Source organism: Flavobacterium sasangense DSM 21067 (assembly GCF_000686885.1).
GTDB classification, from domain to species: domain Bacteria; phylum Bacteroidota; class Bacteroidia; order Flavobacteriales; family Flavobacteriaceae; genus Flavobacterium; species Flavobacterium sasangense.
This window is the reverse complement of record NZ_JMLU01000001.1, coordinates 304,331-322,773: the sequence shown is the minus strand read 5'-3', so window position 1 is coordinate 322,773 and position 18,443 is coordinate 304,331. Positions and strand designations below refer to the sequence as shown.

General features: G+C 33.9%; 19 protein-coding genes and 1 tRNA gene. 12 read left to right on the top strand and 8 right to left on the bottom strand.

The window, feature by feature from the left end; genetic code table 11:
* Window positions 1–37 precede the first annotated feature (37 nt).
* The 4 genes from BP92_RS0101555 to BP92_RS0101540 form a co-directional block, all read right to left on the bottom strand.
* Complete coding sequence (locus BP92_RS0101555; protein ID WP_026724427.1) at window positions 38–1,216, bottom strand: acyl-CoA dehydrogenase family protein; 1,179 nt, start codon at window positions 1,214–1,216, stop codon at window positions 38–40.
* Window positions 1,217–1,414: 198 nt separating this feature from the next.
* Window positions 1,415–2,074 carry a tRNA1(Val) (adenine(37)-N6)-methyltransferase gene (locus tag BP92_RS0101550; RefSeq protein WP_051604352.1) on the bottom strand — a complete coding sequence of 220 codons (660 nt, stop codon included), beginning with the start codon at window positions 2,072–2,074 and terminating at the stop codon, window positions 1,415–1,417.
* Window positions 2,075–2,127: 53 nt separating this feature from the next.
* Window positions 2,128–2,655 carry a ribosome maturation factor RimM gene (gene rimM, locus BP92_RS0101545; RefSeq protein ID WP_026724425.1) on the bottom strand — a complete coding sequence of 176 codons (528 nt, stop codon included), beginning with the start codon at window positions 2,653–2,655 and terminating at the stop codon, window positions 2,128–2,130.
* Window positions 2,656–2,670: 15 nt separating this feature from the next.
* Window positions 2,671–3,225: a 30S ribosomal protein S16 gene (locus tag BP92_RS0101540; protein WP_026724424.1), complete on the bottom strand. Its 555-nt coding sequence runs from the start codon at window positions 3,223–3,225 to the stop codon at window positions 2,671–2,673.
* A 172-nt stretch (window positions 3,226–3,397) separates the two neighbouring features.
* Between BP92_RS0101540 and BP92_RS16625 the strand changes: the two genes are divergently transcribed.
* From BP92_RS16625 to BP92_RS0101510, 5 genes are all read left to right on the top strand, one after another.
* Complete coding sequence (locus tag BP92_RS16625; RefSeq protein WP_051604343.1) at window positions 3,398–4,093, top strand: DUF6252 family protein; 696 nt, start codon at window positions 3,398–3,400, stop codon at window positions 4,091–4,093.
* Between the two features lie 158 nt (window positions 4,094–4,251).
* Complete coding sequence (gene dnaE / locus BP92_RS0101530) at window positions 4,252–8,775, top strand: DNA polymerase III subunit alpha (protein ID WP_026724423.1); 4,524 nt, start codon at window positions 4,252–4,254, stop codon at window positions 8,773–8,775.
* Window positions 8,776–8,889: 114 nt separating this feature from the next.
* Complete coding sequence (trxA, locus tag BP92_RS0101525) at window positions 8,890–9,207, top strand: thioredoxin (protein ID WP_026724422.1); 318 nt, start codon at window positions 8,890–8,892, stop codon at window positions 9,205–9,207.
* A 204-nt stretch (window positions 9,208–9,411) separates the two neighbouring features.
* Window positions 9,412–10,338: a DUF58 domain-containing protein gene (locus BP92_RS0101520; RefSeq protein ID WP_026724421.1), complete on the top strand. Its 927-nt coding sequence runs from the start codon at window positions 9,412–9,414 to the stop codon at window positions 10,336–10,338.
* Between the two features lie 86 nt (window positions 10,339–10,424).
* Window positions 10,425–10,501, top strand: a tRNA-Asp gene (locus BP92_RS0101510).
* Between the two features lie 160 nt (window positions 10,502–10,661).
* Here the strand turns inward: BP92_RS0101510 and BP92_RS0101505 are convergent.
* Entirely contained in the window at window positions 10,662–11,162 is a 501-nt protein-coding gene (locus BP92_RS0101505) for a DUF456 domain-containing protein (RefSeq protein WP_026724420.1), read from the bottom strand.
* Between the two features lie 135 nt (window positions 11,163–11,297).
* On the opposite strand from BP92_RS0101505, the gene BP92_RS16620 reads away from it, so the two are divergent.
* Genes BP92_RS16620 through BP92_RS0101490 form a run of 3 tightly spaced genes read left to right on the top strand, consistent with a single transcriptional unit; the run spans window position 11,298 to window position 12,805 of the window.
* Window positions 11,298–11,843, top strand: a complete 546-nt coding sequence (locus BP92_RS16620) for an energy transducer TonB (protein WP_160169107.1) — start codon at window positions 11,298–11,300, stop codon at window positions 11,841–11,843.
* A 1-nt stretch (window position 11,844) separates the two neighbouring features.
* Window positions 11,845–12,315 (top strand): energy transducer TonB, encoded by a 471-nt coding sequence (locus BP92_RS0101495; protein WP_026724419.1) that lies wholly within the window; start codon window positions 11,845–11,847, stop codon window positions 12,313–12,315.
* 4 nt (window positions 12,316–12,319) lie between these two features.
* Window positions 12,320–12,805 (top strand): hypothetical protein, encoded by a 486-nt coding sequence (locus BP92_RS0101490; protein ID WP_035692597.1) that lies wholly within the window; start codon window positions 12,320–12,322, stop codon window positions 12,803–12,805.
* Window positions 12,806–12,979: 174 nt separating this feature from the next.
* Here BP92_RS0101490 and BP92_RS0101485 read toward each other — a convergent pair whose 3' ends face one another.
* Both BP92_RS0101485 and BP92_RS0101480 read right to left on the bottom strand, forming a co-directional pair.
* Window positions 12,980–14,083 (bottom strand): glycosyltransferase family 2 protein, encoded by a 1,104-nt coding sequence (locus tag BP92_RS0101485; protein ID WP_035692594.1) that lies wholly within the window; start codon window positions 14,081–14,083, stop codon window positions 12,980–12,982.
* 7 nt (window positions 14,084–14,090) lie between these two features.
* Window positions 14,091–15,017 (bottom strand): hypothetical protein, encoded by a 927-nt coding sequence (locus BP92_RS0101480; protein ID WP_026724416.1) that lies wholly within the window; start codon window positions 15,015–15,017, stop codon window positions 14,091–14,093.
* A gap of 53 nt (window positions 15,018–15,070) precedes the next feature.
* Between BP92_RS0101480 and ruvC the strand changes: the two genes are divergently transcribed.
* The 3 genes from ruvC to hemW are packed head-to-tail and all read left to right on the top strand — an operon-like array spanning window position 15,071 to window position 17,236.
* Window positions 15,071–15,625, top strand: a complete 555-nt coding sequence (ruvC, locus tag BP92_RS0101475; protein WP_026724415.1) for a crossover junction endodeoxyribonuclease RuvC — start codon at window positions 15,071–15,073, stop codon at window positions 15,623–15,625.
* Between the two features lie 52 nt (window positions 15,626–15,677).
* Complete coding sequence (locus BP92_RS0101470) at window positions 15,678–16,052, top strand: four helix bundle protein (RefSeq protein ID WP_026724414.1); 375 nt, start codon at window positions 15,678–15,680, stop codon at window positions 16,050–16,052.
* A gap of 53 nt (window positions 16,053–16,105) precedes the next feature.
* Window positions 16,106–17,236: a radical SAM family heme chaperone HemW gene (hemW, locus tag BP92_RS0101465; RefSeq protein WP_026724413.1), complete on the top strand. Its 1,131-nt coding sequence runs from the start codon at window positions 16,106–16,108 to the stop codon at window positions 17,234–17,236.
* Window positions 17,237–17,363: 127 nt separating this feature from the next.
* Here hemW and BP92_RS0101455 read toward each other — a convergent pair whose 3' ends face one another.
* Window positions 17,364–17,618, bottom strand: a complete 255-nt coding sequence (locus tag BP92_RS0101455; RefSeq protein WP_026724412.1) for a hypothetical protein — start codon at window positions 17,616–17,618, stop codon at window positions 17,364–17,366.
* Between the two features lie 52 nt (window positions 17,619–17,670).
* Here BP92_RS0101455 and BP92_RS0101450 point away from each other — a divergent pair, with 52 nt between their 5' ends.
* Complete coding sequence (locus BP92_RS0101450) at window positions 17,671–18,441, top strand: cyclase family protein (RefSeq protein ID WP_026724411.1); 771 nt, start codon at window positions 17,671–17,673, stop codon at window positions 18,439–18,441.
* Window positions 18,442–18,443: the final 2 nt, after the last annotated feature.

Here is an 18,443-nt window from a genome sequence, read left to right as displayed (position 1 = left end):
AGAGAAGCATTTTGTATCAATTTTATCTATTGTTCAATTATTTGAATGCAGGGAAACCTGTAACATCCATACCTGTAATTAACAAGTGAATATCGTGAGTTCCTTCGTAGGTCACTACAGATTCTAAATTCATCATGTGTCTCATGATTGAATATTCACCTGTAATTCCCATTCCACCTAGCATTTGACGTGCATCACGAGCAATAGTTAACGCCATATCAACGTTGTTTCTTTTTGCCATCGAAATTTGAGCTGTAGTAGCTTTTCCTTCGTTACGTAAAACTCCAAGTCTCCAAGTTAATAATTGCGCTTTAGTGATTTCAGTAATCATTTCAGCTAATTTCTTTTGTTGTAATTGAGTAGCTCCAATTGGTTTATCAAACTGAATTCTTTCTTTTGAATATCTCAAAGCAGTATCATAGCAATCCATTGCTGCTCCAATCGCTCCCCAAGCAATCCCATAACGTGCTGAATCTAAACATCCTAGTGGTGCTCCTAATCCAGATTTGTTTGGTAATAAGTTTTCTTTTGGAACTTTTACGTTGTCAAAAATAAGCTCTCCAGTTGCAGAAGCTCTTAACGACCATTTATTGTGTGTTTCAGGAGTTGAGAAACCTTCCATTCCTCTTTCCACGATTAAACCGTGAATTCTTCCTTCTTCGTTTTTAGCCCAAACTACTGCAATATCAGCAAAAGGTGCATTCGAAATCCACATTTTAGCACCATTTAAAAGATAATGATCACCCATATCTTTAAAATTAGTTACCATTCCACCTGGATTTGAACCAAAATCTGGCTCAGTTAAACCAAAACAACCAATGAATTCCCCAGTAGCTAATTTTGGTAAATATTTCATTCTTTGTTCTTCATTTCCGTATTTCCAAATTGGATACATTACCAATGAAGACTGAACAGATGAAGTCGAACGTACACCCGAATCTCCTCTTTCAATTTCTTGCATGATTAATCCATAAGAAATTTGGTCTAATCCAGCACCACCATATTCCACTGGAATATACGGACCAAATCCACCAATTTCTCCCAAACCTTTTACGATTTGTTTTGGAAATTCTGCTCTTTGCGCGAAGTCTTCAATAATTGGAGATACTTCTTTTTTTACCCAAGCACGTGCAGCATCACGCACCATTTTATGTTCGTCAGATAATAATTCGTCTAATAAATAATAATCTGGAGATTGAAATAAGTCTGGTCTCATAGTTTTTGATTTGAAAGTCACAAAAGTAAGTAAAGATTTTTAACAAATCAACGAACAAGTGTTATAATTTTTTAAGAAGCTTTTTCCAGCTGTCCGCTCTATCTTTTTGTTTTATCGAATTCTAAAAACAAATCGCTATTTCATTATAAAAGAAATGCTTGAAAAACAAAAAGGATGCCACTACCATCTGGGCTAGGGCTACATCTTCAAATAGAAATCCTTCGTTAATTCGATATATTCCGAAGTATAATTATGTCTAGAAATTTCAATGACTAACTCATCAATTAAAGGAGTTTGTTCCATTCTGCAAAAAGCCAATAAACTTCTTTTGATTTCCGATGTTGGAGTGCCTTTTACACGTGTAATTTTTAAAGGAAATAAATCCAATTCTTTACACATAGCAACAAATCGTTCTTCTTCTTTATAAGGAATAATCACTGAAAAAATTCCATTATCCGAAAGTAATAAAGCAGCTGCTTCAATCAATTCTTCAAAAGGTAAAGCATCTTCAAAACGCGCTAAATCTCTCGAAGTGTTATCCGATTTGTAATCATCTGTATAAAAAGGCGGATTGGAAATTATCAAATCGTATTCATCTTCAGGTTCGTCTACAAATTCATCTAAACCCGCATGAAAACAAAATAATTTATCACTCCAAGGAGAAGTTTCAAAATTTTCAACACATTGTTCGTAAGCGTCTTCGTCAATTTCAATGGCGTCGATTTGTTCAGCGTTACTTCTTTGGGCTAACATTAAAGATAAAATCCCAGTTCCAGCACCAATATCCAAAACATTATAGGGATTATTGATTAACGGAGTCCAAGCGCCAAGTAAAACACCATCCGTGCCAATTTTCATAGCACAACGATCTTGATTAACGTGAAATTGTTTGAATGTAAAAGTCATTGGAATTATCCAAGATATAAATCAACCAAACCTTCAGGAGTTTCTAAAGTAATGGTTTTCTTAGCTCTGTCAAGTGCAATGATGAAATCATCAATAAGCGGAATTAAAATTTCGGTTCCGTCTTTGTCAATTTCAAAAAGAGGTTGAGCACCACTATCATTAATAGCGGCAATTTTTCCAATATTTCCTAAACGGGTATCAATTACATCAAATCCAATTACTTCGTGGTAGTAAAATTGAGTTCCTTCTAATTTTGGTAACATAGAAAGTGGAAGATAAATTTCGCTTCCCATGATTTCGTCTGCTTCTTCTTCAGTTTGAATGTCTTCAAAACGAATACGTAAGAATTTTTCTTTATGAAGCGAACTACTTTCAATAAAAAATGGAACCAGACTTTTGTTGATTTCAACAAAAACTGATTCCAAATTTTGATACAATTCGGGTTCGTCGGTGTCTAAATACGCCAATACTTCCCCTTTGAAACTAAATTTTTTCGCGATTTTACCTAAATAGAAACAATCTTCTTTACGCATGGAATCGCTATAAAATTATGCTTGAGTTTCTTCGTTGTTTTCTTCAACAGCAGGAGCTTCTTCAGTAGCAGCCTCAACTACTTCTTCAGCAACTTCTTCTGTAGCTTCAGCAGCTTTTGCAGCCTCAGCTTGAGCAGCAATACGTTTTGCGTTTGCTTCTTGTTCTGCTTTAAATGCTTTTGCTTTTGCATCAGCCTCTGCTTTAGATAAACCAGATTTTTTTGCATCAACTTTACCAGCTTTCTCTTCTAACCAAGTAGCTAATTTAGCATCAGCTTGTTCTTGAGTTAAAGCACCTTTACGAACTCCTCCATCTAAGTGGTGTTTTAATAAAGCACCTGTATAAGATAAAATTGCTCTTGCAGTGTCAGTTGGCTGAGCACCATTGTGTAACCATTGTGCAGCTTTTTCGATGTTTAAATCGATAGTTGCAGGGTTAGTGTTTGGATTGTAAGTTCCGATTTTTTCTAAGAATTTACCATCTCTTTTTGATCTTGCATCTGCTGCAACAACCCAATAAAAAGGTTTCCCTTTTTTTCCGTGTCTTTGTAATCTAATTTTTACTGACATAATCTTGTGATTAATTTGAGGTTCTCGACCTCGGTTATTTAAGGGTGCAAATATATAAAACTTTGCAATACAAATGTATAAGTTGTTTGAAAATATTTTTTCTGATAAAATGTGTTTGTTTCAATAAAAAAGTTATTTTTGTTACCTACTTATAATATATAGGATAAATAAAATGAAAAAATTACTTTCTTTAATAGCTGCTACAGTTTTATTTACTTCTTGTCAAGAAGATATTCAGACTAATACTCCTGCTTTTCAGGCTAATTTTAACAATAATGCGTGGAGAGCAAATTATTCTGCTGCTTCAATTGACGCAGGTGGAGCGTTGACGATTACGGCTTTTACAGAATATGAAACTGTAATGTTGAAAACAAGTACTGCTACTGTAGGGACATATATTTTGGGAACTGCTAATACAAATGACTTCGCATCTTATGATTTAGACAGCCCTGAATTATCAAAATCGTATGATTCTAGAGTTTATTCTGGTCCTGCATACAAGTTGTCAGCTATTCAAAATCCGGGTAGTGGTTATACAAATAATGCGGCTGGGGCTCAAACTACTGGTGGTTCTGGTTCTGGTATTAGAGTTGCAACAACAACTACTAATGGAGCGGTTACTTCTATTACTTTAGTTTCAAGAGGTAATGGATATAGAGCTGGTGATTTAATTACTATTGTAGGAGGTAATAATAATGCTAAATTCAAAGTAGTTAATGTGCAACAAAGTAACGGAGAAATTACGATTACTGAAGTTTTAGACGGGAAATATACTGGGAAATTTAAATTCAATGTTGTGGATGAACTTGGAGATGTTGTTACTTTTTCAGAAGGTTGGTTTTATAAAGTACCTTTAGCTACATTTTAATAATAACAGCTAATTAAAATAAAAAAACCATCTGGAGTAATTCAGATGGTTTTTTGTTTTTGTTGATAACTTAAATTGGCATTCAATAACTTAAAATGTATTTTTGTTTTTATTCAAAATCAGCTTTTAATTTTTTCTAAAGCTTAATTATCAGATAGATGTACTTAATTTTCGATACAGAAACCACAGGATTACCTCGCAGTTGGTCGGCACCTATTACCGATACCGATAACTGGCCTCGTTGTATACAAATTGCTTGGCAGTTGCATGACGAAATGGGAAATTTAATCGAGCACCAAGATTATTTGGTTAAGCCCGAAGGTTTCAATATTCCTTATGATGCCGAAAGAATTCATGGTATTTCTACCGAGTTAGCAATGGAGCAAGGAATTCTACTATCAGAAGTTTTAGAGAAATTCAATATCGCACTTTCAAAAGCAAAATTCATTGTTGGTCAAAATGTAGGATTTGATGTTAATATCATGGGATGTGAATTCCATCGTATGAATATTGGTTCCGATATGACTAAAATGCCAGTTTTGGATACCTGTACTGAAATCACTGCCAACTTATTAAAATTACCAGGCGGTCGTGGTGGGAAATTCAAATTACCAACACTTACCGAATTACATCAATATCTTTTCAATCAACCTTTTGCAGAAGCGCACAATGCTACTGCCGATGTGGAAGCAACTACTCGTTGTTTTCTTGAGTTAATTAAAAGAGAAGTTTTCACCAAAGAAGAATTAGATGTAACGCCAGAATATTTCAGAAGTTTCCGAGAAAAAAATTTGGGCGAAATCCAATTAATCGGATTAAAGCATATCAACCTGAAACAAGCCTCTGACGAAATTAGAGCGCGTTTGAAAAAAATCGAACAAGAGGAAGTTCAAACCACAATTTCAGAAGAAGTAAAATCGGATTTAAAAGACGCTGCCTTTGCACATTTGCACAATCATACGCAGTTTTCGGTGTTACAATCCACTATTGCGATTAATGATTTAGTAAAAGCTTCGGCAAAATTTAAAATGCCAGCGGTTGCCATGACCGATACTGGAAACATGATGGGTGCTTTTCATTTTGTAAGTGCCGTTTTAAATCACAACAAAGCCGCTGAAGCAAAAAATAAAGAATTAGTCGAAAAAGGAGAAGAGCCAACCGAAACCGTTATCAAACCGATTGTAGGGTGCGAGTTCAATATCTGTGACGATCATAAAGATAAGACCAAAAAAGACAATGGTTATCAAGTAGTTTTGTTGGCAAAAAATAAAAAAGGCTATCACAATTTAGCCAAAATGTCTTCAATTGCTTACACCGATGGTTTCTATTACGTTCCTCGTATCGATAGAAAAATCGTGGAGCAATACAAAGAAGACATCATTGTGCTTTCTGGAAATTTATATGGTGAAATTCCAAGTAAAATTCTAAATGTCGGTGAAAGTCAAGCCGAAGAAGCTTTGATTTGGTGGAAAAACCAATTTGGTGCTGATTTCTATTTGGAAGTCATGCGTCACAAACAAGAAGACGAAAATCGTGTGAACCAAACATTGATAGCTTTCTCAAAAAAGCATAATGTGAAGTTAGTTGCGACCAATAATACGTATTACGTTAATAAAGAAGATGCTAACGCTCACGATATTTTATTGTGTGTAAAAGATGGTGAGAAACAAGCAACACCAATTGGTCGCGGACGTGGCTATCGTTACGGTTTACCAAATCAAGAATATTATTTCAAATCGGGTGACGAAATGAAGCAACTTTTTGTTGATTTACCCGAAGCGATAATCAATATTCAAGAAATCATCGATAAAACAGAACCGTATTCTTTATATCGTGATGTATTACTTCCCAAATTTAAAATTCCTGACGAATTTGAAGTAGAGGAAGATAAAATTGATGGTGGCGTTCGTGGCGAAAATGCGTATTTACGTCATCTAACCATGGAAGGTGCTAAAAAACGCTATGGCGAAATTACACCAGATATTCAAGAACGTTTGGATTTTGAGTTACTTACGATTTCCAATTCAGGTTATCCAGGTTATTTCTTAATTGTACAAGATTTCATCGCCGAAGCTAGAAAAATGGATGTTTCCGTTGGGCCAGGTCGTGGTTCTGCTGCGGGTTCGGCCGTGGCGTATTGTTTAGGAATTACGAACATCGACCCGATTAAATACGATTTGCTTTTTGAGCGTTTCTTAAATCCCGACCGTGTTTCCATGCCCGATATCGATATTGACTTCGATGATGAAGGTCGTGGTCGTGTTATGGATTACGTAATCAATAAATACGGTTCTAATCAGGTGGCGCAAATTATTACCTATGGTAAAATGGCTACGAAATCAGCGATTCGAGATACCGCCCGTGTATTGGATTTGCCCTTGTTTGAAGCCGATAGAATTGCCAAATTAATTCCAGGCATGATGCCATCAAAATGGAATTTAGCTAGATTTTTAGCCGAAGACGAAAGTGAAGTCAAAAAAGCATTACGTTCGGAAGAATTTGACCGAGTTAAAGAATTAATCGAAATTGCAAATTCAGAAGATTTAGCTGGAGAAACCATTCAACAAGCAAAAGTGTTAGAAGGTTCGATGCGAAATACCGGAATTCACGCTTGTGGTGTGATTATTACTCCTGATGATATTACAAATTTCGTTCCTGTAACTACTGCAAAAGATTCGGATTTATATGTAACCCAATTTGACAACTCGGTAGCGGAAAGCGCTGGTTTGTTGAAGATGGACTTCTTAGGGTTAAAAACCCTAACCTTAATTAAAGACACAGTGAAATTGGTAAAATATCGTTTAGGAATCGATTTGAATCCTGACGAATTCCCAATTGACGATACCAAAACATATGAGTTATTCCAAAGAGGTGAAACGGTTGGAGTTTTTCAATACGAATCGCCTGGAATGCAAAAATATATGAAGGACTTAAAACCAACAGTTTTTGCCGATTTAATTGCCATGAATGCATTATATCGTCCTGGACCATTGGAATACATTCCTTCTTTTGTTCGTAGAAAAAATGGCGAAGAACCTATTACTTACGATTTAGATGCTTGCGAAGAATATTTAGGAGAAACTTACGGAATTACCGTTTATCAAGAACAGGTGATGCTTTTGTCGCAAAAATTAGCGAATTTCTCTAAAGGTGATGCCGACGTACTTCGTAAAGCGATGGGTAAAAAGCAGAAAGATGTCTTGGATAAAATGAAATCTAAGTTCATCGATCAAGCAAAAGCGAATGGTCATGACGAGCAAAAATTAGATAAAATTTGGACCGACTGGGAAGCATTTGCGAGTTATGCCTTCAATAAATCGCATTCGACTTGTTATGCATGGATTGCTTATCAAACAGCTTATTTAAAAGCACATTATCCTGCAGAATATATGGCTGCTGTGCTTTCGAATAACATGAACGATATCAAACAAGTTTCGTTCTTTATGGAAGAATGTAAACGTATGGGATTAGCTGTTTTAGGTCCAGATGTGAATGAATCGTACTATAAATTTACGGTTAACGAAAACTACGCCGTTCGTTTCGGAATGGGAGCGATTAAAGGTGTTGGCGCAGGAGCAGTTCAAACTATTGTTGAGAATAGAAAAGATGGAAATTACAAGTCTATTTTCGATTTAGCCAAACGAATCGATTTGCGCGCTGCTAATAAAAAAGCATTTGAAAACTTAGCATTAGCAGGCGGTTTTGATGGTTTTTCCGAAACTCATCGTGCACAATATTTTCATCATGATGGCGACGGAATTACGTTCTTAGAAAAGGCGATTCGTTATGGTTCGAAATTCCAAGAAAACGAAAATTCATCGCAAGTAAGCTTGTTTGGTGATGCTTCGGAAGTTCAAATTGCAGAACCTCAAGTGCCACCATGTGAAGAATGGAGCACCATGGAAAAATTAGCCAAAGAAAAAGAAGTAGTCGGAATTTATATCTCGGGACATCCTTTGGATGATTATAAGTTTGAGATGAAATATTTCTGTACGGCTAAATTGGAATCGCTTAAAAATTTGGAGCAGCATTTAGGTAAAAATCTTTCTTTTGGAGGAATTGTAACCAATGTCCAACATCGAACTGCCAAAAACGGAAAAGGCTGGGCTACCTTTGTGTTAGAAGGTTATGACGAAAGTTATGAGTTTCGAATTTTTGATGAAGAATATTTAAAATACCGTCATTTCTTGTTGCAAAACCAATTTGTGTATTTTAAAATCAATGTGAAAGAAGGTTGGGTAAATCGCGAAACGGGTAAAAAATCGGATCCAAGAATTCAGTTTTTAGATGCTAAAATGTTGGCTGATGTATTGCCTACATTTGCTAAAAAATTGATTTTAATGTTCCCAATTAACGATGTAAAAGAAAATGTGATAACCGAATTAAATCGAATATTCTCTGAAAACAAAGGTGATAATTCTGTGACTTTTGAAGTGATGGAATTGGAACGAATAAAGCGAATTGTGGAAGATATTCCAGTTTCAAGTCCCGTTGATGTGGAAGACGAAATTTCGGAAGATTCTAATGAAGAAATGGAAATGAATATTGAAGTTCCGGTTGAAAAAGAAGAAATCATCGTAAAAACAAAACTTTCAATGCCAAGCCGAAAATTGAAAGTTAAGATTTCATCCGAATTGCTTCAAGAATTGGAACGCATGCAAGTAAATTTTAAATTGAATTAAAGTATAAGCTATTGCAATGTAGGTATAATCAAAACTAATTTTAAAAGATACTTTTGTTCGTAATTAATTCCTAAATTTGCAATTCAAATAAGTATAAAACTAAAAAAAAATAATATGGCATTAGCAATAACAGATGCTACTTTTGACGAAGTAGTATTAAAATCAGACAAACCAGTAGTAGTAGATTTTTGGGCAGCTTGGTGTGGTCCATGTAGAATGGTTGGTCCAGTTATCGACGAAATTTCTGCTGAGTACGAAGGAAAAGCAGTAGTAGGAAAAGTAGATGTTGACGCAAACCAAGAATTTGCTGCAAAATACGGAGTTAGAAATATCCCAACAGTTTTAGTATTCCAAAACGGAGAAGTGGTAGGAAGACAAGTTGGTGTTGCTCCAAAGAAAACGTATACTGATGCAATTGATGCATTACTATAATATTTGAAAAAGAAATTCAAGGCTCAACGAAAGTTGAGTCTTTTTTGTTTTAAAACACATAGTTAGATTGTTTTTCTTTATTGAAGTTTTAATTATTTCAATTTGTAGCGTTCATTTAAGAAATCCGTTTTTAACCGCGTTTCGCCTTAGCGAACCCGTTTCATCCGTGTTCCAAAATTTAAAATCTTTTTCTATCTTTACGATATGAATTTAGAGCAGCAAATAGAAAAAATTTCCAGTTTTGAGCATTTAGAACTTTTGGCCAACCAAATTGTCGAAGGTTTTATTTCCGGTATGCACAAATCGCCTTTTCATGGATTTTCGGCAGAGTTTGCGGAACATAAAATCTACAATCCAGGAGAAAGCACTAAGCATATCGATTGGAAATTATACGCTAAAACCGATAGATTATACACCAAACGCTACGAAGAAGAAACCAATTTACGTTGTCATTTGATTTTAGACAACTCGTCTTCGATGCATTATCCGAAATTAAAGGAAAATCAGCCGTTTTATGAGAGTAAAATTGGATTTTCGGTATTGGCTTCTGCGGTTTTGATGAATTTGCTTAAAAAGCAGCGCGATGCGGTTGGATTGAGTGTTTATTCCGATACGTATGAATATTATTCACCAGAAAAAGGAAGTGAGCGTCATCATCGTATGATTTTAAACAAGCTGGAAGAGGTTTTATCACAAAACAAAACCACACGAAAAACCGACACGGTAACTTTTTTGCATCAAATTGCTGAAAACATTCATCGTCGTTCTATGGTGATTTTGTTTACTGATATGTTTCAAAACGAAGACAACGATAAAATTTTCAAAGCACTTCAGCATTTAAAACACAACAAACATAAAGTAGTAGTTTTTCATGTTTACGATGAAAAAACCGAGTTAAATTTCAGTTTCGACAATGCGCCACGTAAATTTATTGATGTAGAATCGGGAGAAGAAATCAATTTATTTGCCGAAAATACGCAAGAATCGTATCAAAAAGTGGTGCATGATTATTTCAAAACGATAGAAGCAACGTGTATGCAGTATCAAATTCGTTATGTACCCGTTTCTGTAGGTGAAAATTTTGAAAAAATTTTACTAACGTATTTGGTTGAAAAACAAAAGTTTGGCTGAAAACACTGAAAAAAGTTTAATTTTTTTTGCAAAAATATTTGCAGGAATGAAAAAGCGTAGTATATTTGCACTCGCAATCAAGCACTGGTTTGGTAGTTCAGTTGGTTAGAATACATGCCTGTCACGCATGGGGTCGCGGGTTCGAGTCCCGTCCAGACCGCCAGTAAAGAGGAAGCCTTTCGTAAAAGAAAGGCTTTTTTGCCCTCTTAAAATATTTAAAATAGTTGTGTTGTTTAGGTACGAAAGTACCAAAAAGGTTTAGTAGTTAGACCAATGGAAAGCTTTGCATTTATGCAGAGCTTTTTTGATTTTTATACTTCTCGTTAAAACCAAATTCCTCTATTCTGCCAAACCAAAACACAGAATAATCCAAAAAAAAGTAAACTCACCAATAGTTTCATGAAGGTTCCTGCTAAAAATCCAATAAATGAACCAGCAGCAGCTTTAAATGCTCGTCCTTTTTCTTGAGAGTTATATATAAGTTCTCCCACGAGTGCTCCAACAAAAGGTCCAATTAAAAAACCAAAAGGAATAGGTGCGAAAATTCCAATAACCAAACCTATATTCGTTCCCCAAATTCCGTATTTACTTCCGCCAAAATATTTTGTTCCTTGAGCTGGAATTACATAATCTAAAATACCGATCACAACGGCAATTACTAAAGTTGTTCCTAGTAACCAATAATTGGTTTCCATTCCTGAACAAAAATAAAGCAATAAAATCCCAACCCAACTAATAGGCGGACCTGGTAAAGCAGGAAGTAAACTTCCAATAATCCCAACTATCATTAAAAGCAAACCCAGAATCAATAAAAAGTATTCCATAAGATTTTAGTTATTGTCTAACAAATTTATAACTTTGTTTCTTACTTTTTTAAATAATTGATTTCTATGCGATTTGTTTTTTTATTTTTTGTTTCTTTTATAATTGTTAATAGTGCTATTGCACAAGATAAAAAAATGTCTACTCAAGAACGTTTAAATGAACTGGCAAAAACAAAAAGGGAATATGAAGAAATTAGAAAAAAAGAATGGGATGCTTATTTAGTTCGTGTTGAAGAAAGTCAAATTGCAAAAAAGCAAAAAAAACAAGCCGATTCTATTGAGAAATCAAAACTAGCTGATAATGTCAAAAAAGAGGTAGGAGATCTTCCTATATGTAATAATCAAGAATCGCCTTATTACGTTAGAAAAAACCCAACAACAGGTTTTGAAGAAAAAATTGCTTTTACAGATTATATAAGAAAGCATATCTATAACAAGTTTAGATATCCAGAATTTGCAATGGATTACGAATTAGAAGGAAGAGTTTTGGTACAATTTTATATTGATAAAGAAGGAAATCCGCAAATAAAAGAAGCTAATGGTCCAAAAAATGGATTGATTTTAGAGGAAGAAGCTATACGCATAATTAAATCGTTGCCAACAGCTATTCCAGCTACTTGCGATGGAAAACCAATAAATATTATGTTTGCAATACCAATAACCTTTCAGATGCAAGAGTAATATGAGAAAATTAATTCAAGTGGTTTTTTTAGTTTTTTCAATAATTTCATTTTCTCAAGAAAAAGAGAAGACAGTTATTATTAATGATGTTCAGATTATTGACTCAAATTCTGAAATTATACCTTTGACAATAGTTGAACAAGCACCTGCATTTCCAAATTGTAAAGGAATTGCTGTTGAAAAATCTCAAGAGTGTTTTCAAACCGAATTAATGAATCATATTAAAAAGAATTTTGTATTTCCAGAGGATGTAATTGAGAAAAGAATTACTGTGAAATTACTTGCAAAGTTTATAATTGATGAGAATGGGATAGCAGTTGTTCAAGAAATTATTGGACCACCTCAAGCGGAGTCGATAAAAGAAGAATTAAGAAAAACAATATTAAAATTACCAAAATTTGAACCAGCAAAACATAAAGGGAAAGTGGTTAAGGTAAAACATGCATTTCCTTTGATGTATTCATTACAATAATTTTATGAGTAAAAAAACAGCTATTTTTATATTGTTTATTTCATTAGTTTCTTGTCAGTACTTTGAAAAAGAAGTTCCTAATGAGAAAGAATTGCTAGAACAAGAATTGAAAAAAATCAATTGGGACGAAGTCGATGAATTTCCATCGGTTTTGCAATGCGATACCATAAAAGATGCGGAAATCAAAAGACAATGTTTCTTCGATTATATGGCGCAAACCATTCAAGAGCGAATAGGAATTGACACGTTACGTATTGAATATCCAGAAATCGACACCATCAACGTAAAAATTACCGTAAATCCCGATTCGAGTTTGCAATTCGAAACCCTATATCCAAATGACAGCATTGCTTTGGCAGATAAAACAAAAATCGATAGTATTTTAACCTCAAGATTATCCGATTTCCCAAAAGTAGAACCTGCCATAAAAAGAGGCGTGAAAGTAAAAACGCAATTTGTGCTTCCGGTCATTATTAAAATGGAGAAGTAAGCAAGGGCAAAATCAAGAGCAAATTCAAGTACAAGTTCAAAAATCAAACTCAAAAATTTAATTTTTAACATAAAAGAGATGCTTTCAGCATGACAAGTTTGCGGTTGAAAAAATCTGTGAATATCAGTTTTATCCTCTCATCCGCGTTCCAAATAAATCGTCTTTGCGAGTTATTTATTTACTAAATTTTCTCCCTTTCCAATTATATTTCCCAAACAAAGAATACACCGCCACCGAAACACTAAAAAACGGATACAGCAAACTACTCGCTAACACATATTGCAATTTCGATTCAAAGAAGTTTGCTGTTTTGTATATTAAGATAAAATCGATTAGGAATTTTAAAGCGACAAAAAGCATGAAAATGTTTTGGTCTAATACACTTGTCAACCAAAGTAAAAAACTTAAAATCCAGACTAAATTCCCGCCAAAAACTACTAAAGCTAGCAACTTACCATAAAACGAAGAATAACCCGTACTTTTCGAAGCCCAGCGAACCCGTTGCTGAAATAATTCAGACCAATTCTCTACTGGTTTTGTAGCGACAATACTTTCTTTAGCCAACAAAAATCCAACTTTCTTCGGAGCATATGATACTGCTTTTTGTAATAAAAAAACATCGTCTCCGCTGGCAATCATTTCATTTCCTTGGAATCCATTTAATTCCTTGAAAAATACTTTGGAATACGCAAAATTTGCACCATTACACATAAAAGGTTGATTCATTCCAAAACTTCCAATTGTAGCGCCTTGTAAACTTAGAAAATCTAAATTCTGGAAAGCGGATAAAAAGCCACTTTTTGGAACATAACAAACGCCAGAAGCCACCATTTCCACTTCATTTTCCTGAATATATTGGTCATAAATTTTCAACCAATCTTTCTGAACCAAGCAATCTGCATCGGTAGTTATAATCCAATCGTTTTTGGCTATTTGAATAGCTGTTTCAATCGCATCTTTCTTTGGTGAATTAGATTTCCGTTCGTTTTTAATTACTTTCAAACTGAACACTAAATCCTGAACACTGAACACTTCTTCAGAGTCATCATCCACTAAAATCACTTCCACTAATTCTTTCGGATAATGCAACAAAGAAATAGAATGTAATAAATTCGGGAGATTCTCTTTTTCATTTCGGAACGGAACTACAATGGTAAAAGATGTTTTTGGAGTGAATTCCTTTCTCGAAAAGCGTTTCATGCGATTACATCCATAAATCAGTTGCCCGATGAACAGGATGTAAATTAGAAAAACAATTCCGAGAATTAATTCCAACATAAAGAATTTATTTTGAAGTATTCAACTTAAATCGCATCACATAATAACTTCCAATTACCACGGGTAAAACTACGTTTAAAAACCACATTAACGTACTAATGAAAATTACTATCCATTCGTTAACACCATATTTTCCGAAGAAAAACATCGCCACACTTCCTTTTACAGCAAAATCTAAAAATTGAAAACTCGGCAACGAAGAAGCTAAAAAGTAAACCGCAGCAATCGAGCTAATCAAAGTCAGATAAGGTAAATCCACATCAAAAACCAAAAACAAAATATAATATTGATGCGAAAAAACCAAGTAACGACAAATGCCCAATAAAATATTTTTTCGATGAATCTTCTTCGGAATTTCGTTGATTTTGTGGAGCAATTTCTGAATGGAATAACCTTTAATAGTGATATTTTTCGAAAGAATTGAAGCGAAAAATAACACGATTGCCATTCCAATTATCGCTAACGCCCATTTCCAATACCCAATTAAAATCAATCCAATAGCTCCGAAAATGATTGTCAAAATCATTTGAATTCCGTTGCAAATCAAGTTTAAAAATACCACTTTTTTAGTTTGTTCTTTCTTGAAAAACATGGCTTTTCCGGCATATTCTCCCAAACCATTTGGTGTGAAAATTCCAGCAGTTAAAGCTCCCAAAACTTGTTTACTTGCTTCGCCAACCGAAATCGGTTTGATGAAATCAACTAAATTTTGCCATTTTAAAATCTCAAAATAGCGATTCGCAACACTAAATAATAAAATGAAAATGATAGTTGTAATTGAAGTTTTTTCCAAAACTAAAGTCTGGAACTTACTCCATTCTAACTTTGAATTACTAGCAATTTGGTCATAAATAAAATAAAACGCACCAATTACAATCAAAAGTTTGATGGTAAAAACAAGGAATTGCTTAGCTTTGTGAGGAATTGAAATCATGTTGCAAAGAAACAAAACTTTCAACTTGAAACCTTAAACTTGAAACTAAATAATTGGCAAACGAACGCATCATATTAGGAATTGACCCAGGAACTACGATTATGGGTTTTGGATTAATCAAAGTAGTCAACAAGAAAATGGAATTTCTACAGTTGAACGAACTCATTTTATCCAAATACGACAACCATTATCAGAAATTAAGAGTCATTTTTGAGCGAACCATTGAGTTAATCGACACACACAATCCAGATGAAATTGCTATTGAAGCGCCTTTCTTTGGTAAAAACGTACAATCGATGTTAAAATTAGGAAGAGCACAAGGAGTTGCCATGGCAGCCGGACTTTCGAGAGATATTCCTATTACAGAATACGAACCCAAAAAAATTAAAATGGCCATCACCGGAAATGGAAACGCCAGCAAAGAACAAGTTGCTAAAATGCTTCAACAATTATTAGGTTTAAAAGAATTACCAAAAAACCTCGACTCAACAGATGGTTTGGCTGCAGCAGTTTGTCATTTTTTCAATTCAGGAAGAGTGGAAGTGGGAAAAAGTTATTCGGGTTGGGATGCTTTTGTAAAACAGAATGAATCGAGAGTTAAAAAATAGTGCTCAGTGTTCAGTTTTTAGTGTTCAGTATAATATCGTGTAAATAAACAATATGAGATTTCAAGATTTATTAGCTTATAAAAAAGGATTTGATGTTGCAATGGAAGTTTTTGAAATATCAAAAAGTTTTCCAAAAGAAGAAACTTATTCTTTAACAGATCAAATTAGAAGAAGTTCAAGAAGTGTAACAATCACAATAGCTGAAGCTTACCGTAAAAGGGAATATCCAAAATATTTTCACAGCAAATTAACTGATGCAGATGCAGAAAATTCCGAAACGCAAGGTTGGTTAGAATATGCTTTAGCTTGTAAATATATTACTCAAGAGACATTTGACTATTTGACTGAAAAATCAAAAGAAGTCGGAAGATTAATAAATTACATGATTTTAAACCCGGGAAAATTCGGTTCAAAATCTGAAAACTAAATAAAACTGTAACTAGTACTGAACACTAAAAACTGAACACTGAGCACTTAAATATGAGCGGAATTTACATCCACATACCATTCTGCAAACAGGCTTGTCACTATTGCGATTTTCATTTTTCTACTAATTTGAAGAAGAAAGAGGAGATGGTTTTGGCATTGGCTAAAGAAATTGAATTACGTAAAAACGAGTTTAAGGATGAGATTGTAGAAACGATTTATTTTGGTGGTGGAACGCCTTCGATATTGCAGATTGCAGATTTGAGATTTTTAATTGATGAAGTGTATCGAAACTATAAAGTAGTCGAAAATCCAGAAATTACGGTAGAAGCCAATCCAGATGATTTAACAGAGAATCGAATAATTGAACTTTCAAAAAATAAAGTCAACCGATTATCAATCGGAATTCAATCGTTTTTTGAAGACGATTTGAAGATGATGAATCGTGCGCACAATGCTGAAGAAGCTAAAAAATGTTTGGAAACAGCTATTCAATATTTTGATAATATTTCTATTGATTTGATTTATGGTGTTCCCGAAATGAGTAATGAAAAATGGTTGCAAAACATCGAAACGGCTTTGTCTTTTGGTGTGCCGCATATTTCGAGTTATGCTTTAACAGTCGAACCTAAAACAGCTTTGCATTCGTTTATTCAAAAAGGAATTATTCCACAACCTGATGATGAAGTGGCGCAAGAACATTTTCATATTTTGGTTGACAAACTTTCGGAAAACGGATTCATTCATTATGAATTATCGAACTTTGGAAAGGAAAACTATTTCTCCAAAAACAATTCTAGTTATTGGTTAGGTAAAAAATACATCGGAATTGGTCCGTCTGCTCACAGTTATGATGGAAAAAATAGAGGTTGGAATGTTTCGAATAATTCACTTTATATCAAATCCATTCAAGAAAATAAATTACCAATAGAAATTGAAACCTTAACCAAAACCGATTGTTACAACGAATATATCATGACGGGGTTGCGCACAATTTGGGGTGTTTCATTAGAAAGAGTCGAGCAAGAATTTGGTAAAACCTATTTAGATTATTTGAACCGTCAAGCAGCAAAATTCATAGAAGACCATTTGTTGTTTGTAGATGAAAACATTTTACGAACTACTAAAAAAGGAAAGTTTTTAAGCGATGGAATTGCCAGTGATTTATTTCTGTTGAATTTATAATTTTATTTCGATTGAAATAATTGTTCGGCTAAATTTAAAACACCCATGAAAAGGGTACTTCCAAATTCATCTGTTCCGCTGGGATTGAACGAATCAATTTTAGAATTAAACAACATGTTTTGTGGAATTAAATGGAATTCTTGTATTCAAATTGGCCATTATAAATCGAATAATTATCATTCATCATCGTGGTTCTATTGTAAATAGAAAAATCATTTTTTGTGTAGAAATTTAGTTGATTGAATGTGAAAAAATGTTTGTTCGAATTCAAATTAACATCGATTTTAATTGGTTGTAAAATCGGTTGAATCGTATCAGTTTTGGTTTGAGAGAACAAACAAAACGTAGATAAAAGCGATAAAATTATGAAAAATTTCTTCATTTTGTCTATCTTTAAAATCTGAATATCATTGTAAATTTAATCAATAATTGCTTTGAAAACAACAATCACTCACAATAATTCTACATTTCAAATCGACTTATCAAAACCGATTGATATTTCGATTCCACTAACCAATGACGATCAAAATCCAATTGCTTGGTATCAAAATGCCCCTGAAATCGAACCCGTAAAAATGGGCGATTGGATAGGAAAAGTTTCGGAAGAAAAATCATCTACTAATTTCAATAATATTTTTTTCAATCCGCACGCACATGGTACGCATACGGAATGTTTGGGACATATTACCCGCCATTTTTATTCAATAAATCAATGTTTGAAACAGTTTTTCTTTACTGCAGAATTGATTTCAGTGGAACCAAAAGCTGTTGGAGAAGATTTAGTTATTACAAAAGAGCAAATTGAATCAGCATTGGGAGGAAATTCGCCAGAAGCAATCATCATCAGAACATTGCCAAATTCAGAAAGCAAAAAGCATCTGAATTATTCCAATACAAATCCTCCTTATTTGGAAGAAGCTGCTGCGATTTTTATTAAAGAAAAAGGAATTCAACATTTGCTTGTCGATTTGCCAAGTGTCGACAAAGAACACGACGAAGGAAAATTATTAGCACATAAAGCGTTTTGGAATGTAAAAGATGTGAATCAAGTCAATCAAGATGCTCGATTCAATTGTACGATTACGGAAATGATTTACGTTAATGAAGAAATAAAAGACGGGAGTTATTTATTGAATTTACAATTCGCTTCGTTTGAAAATGATGCTTCACCATCAAAACCTATTTTGTATAAAATTGAAAAGTAATC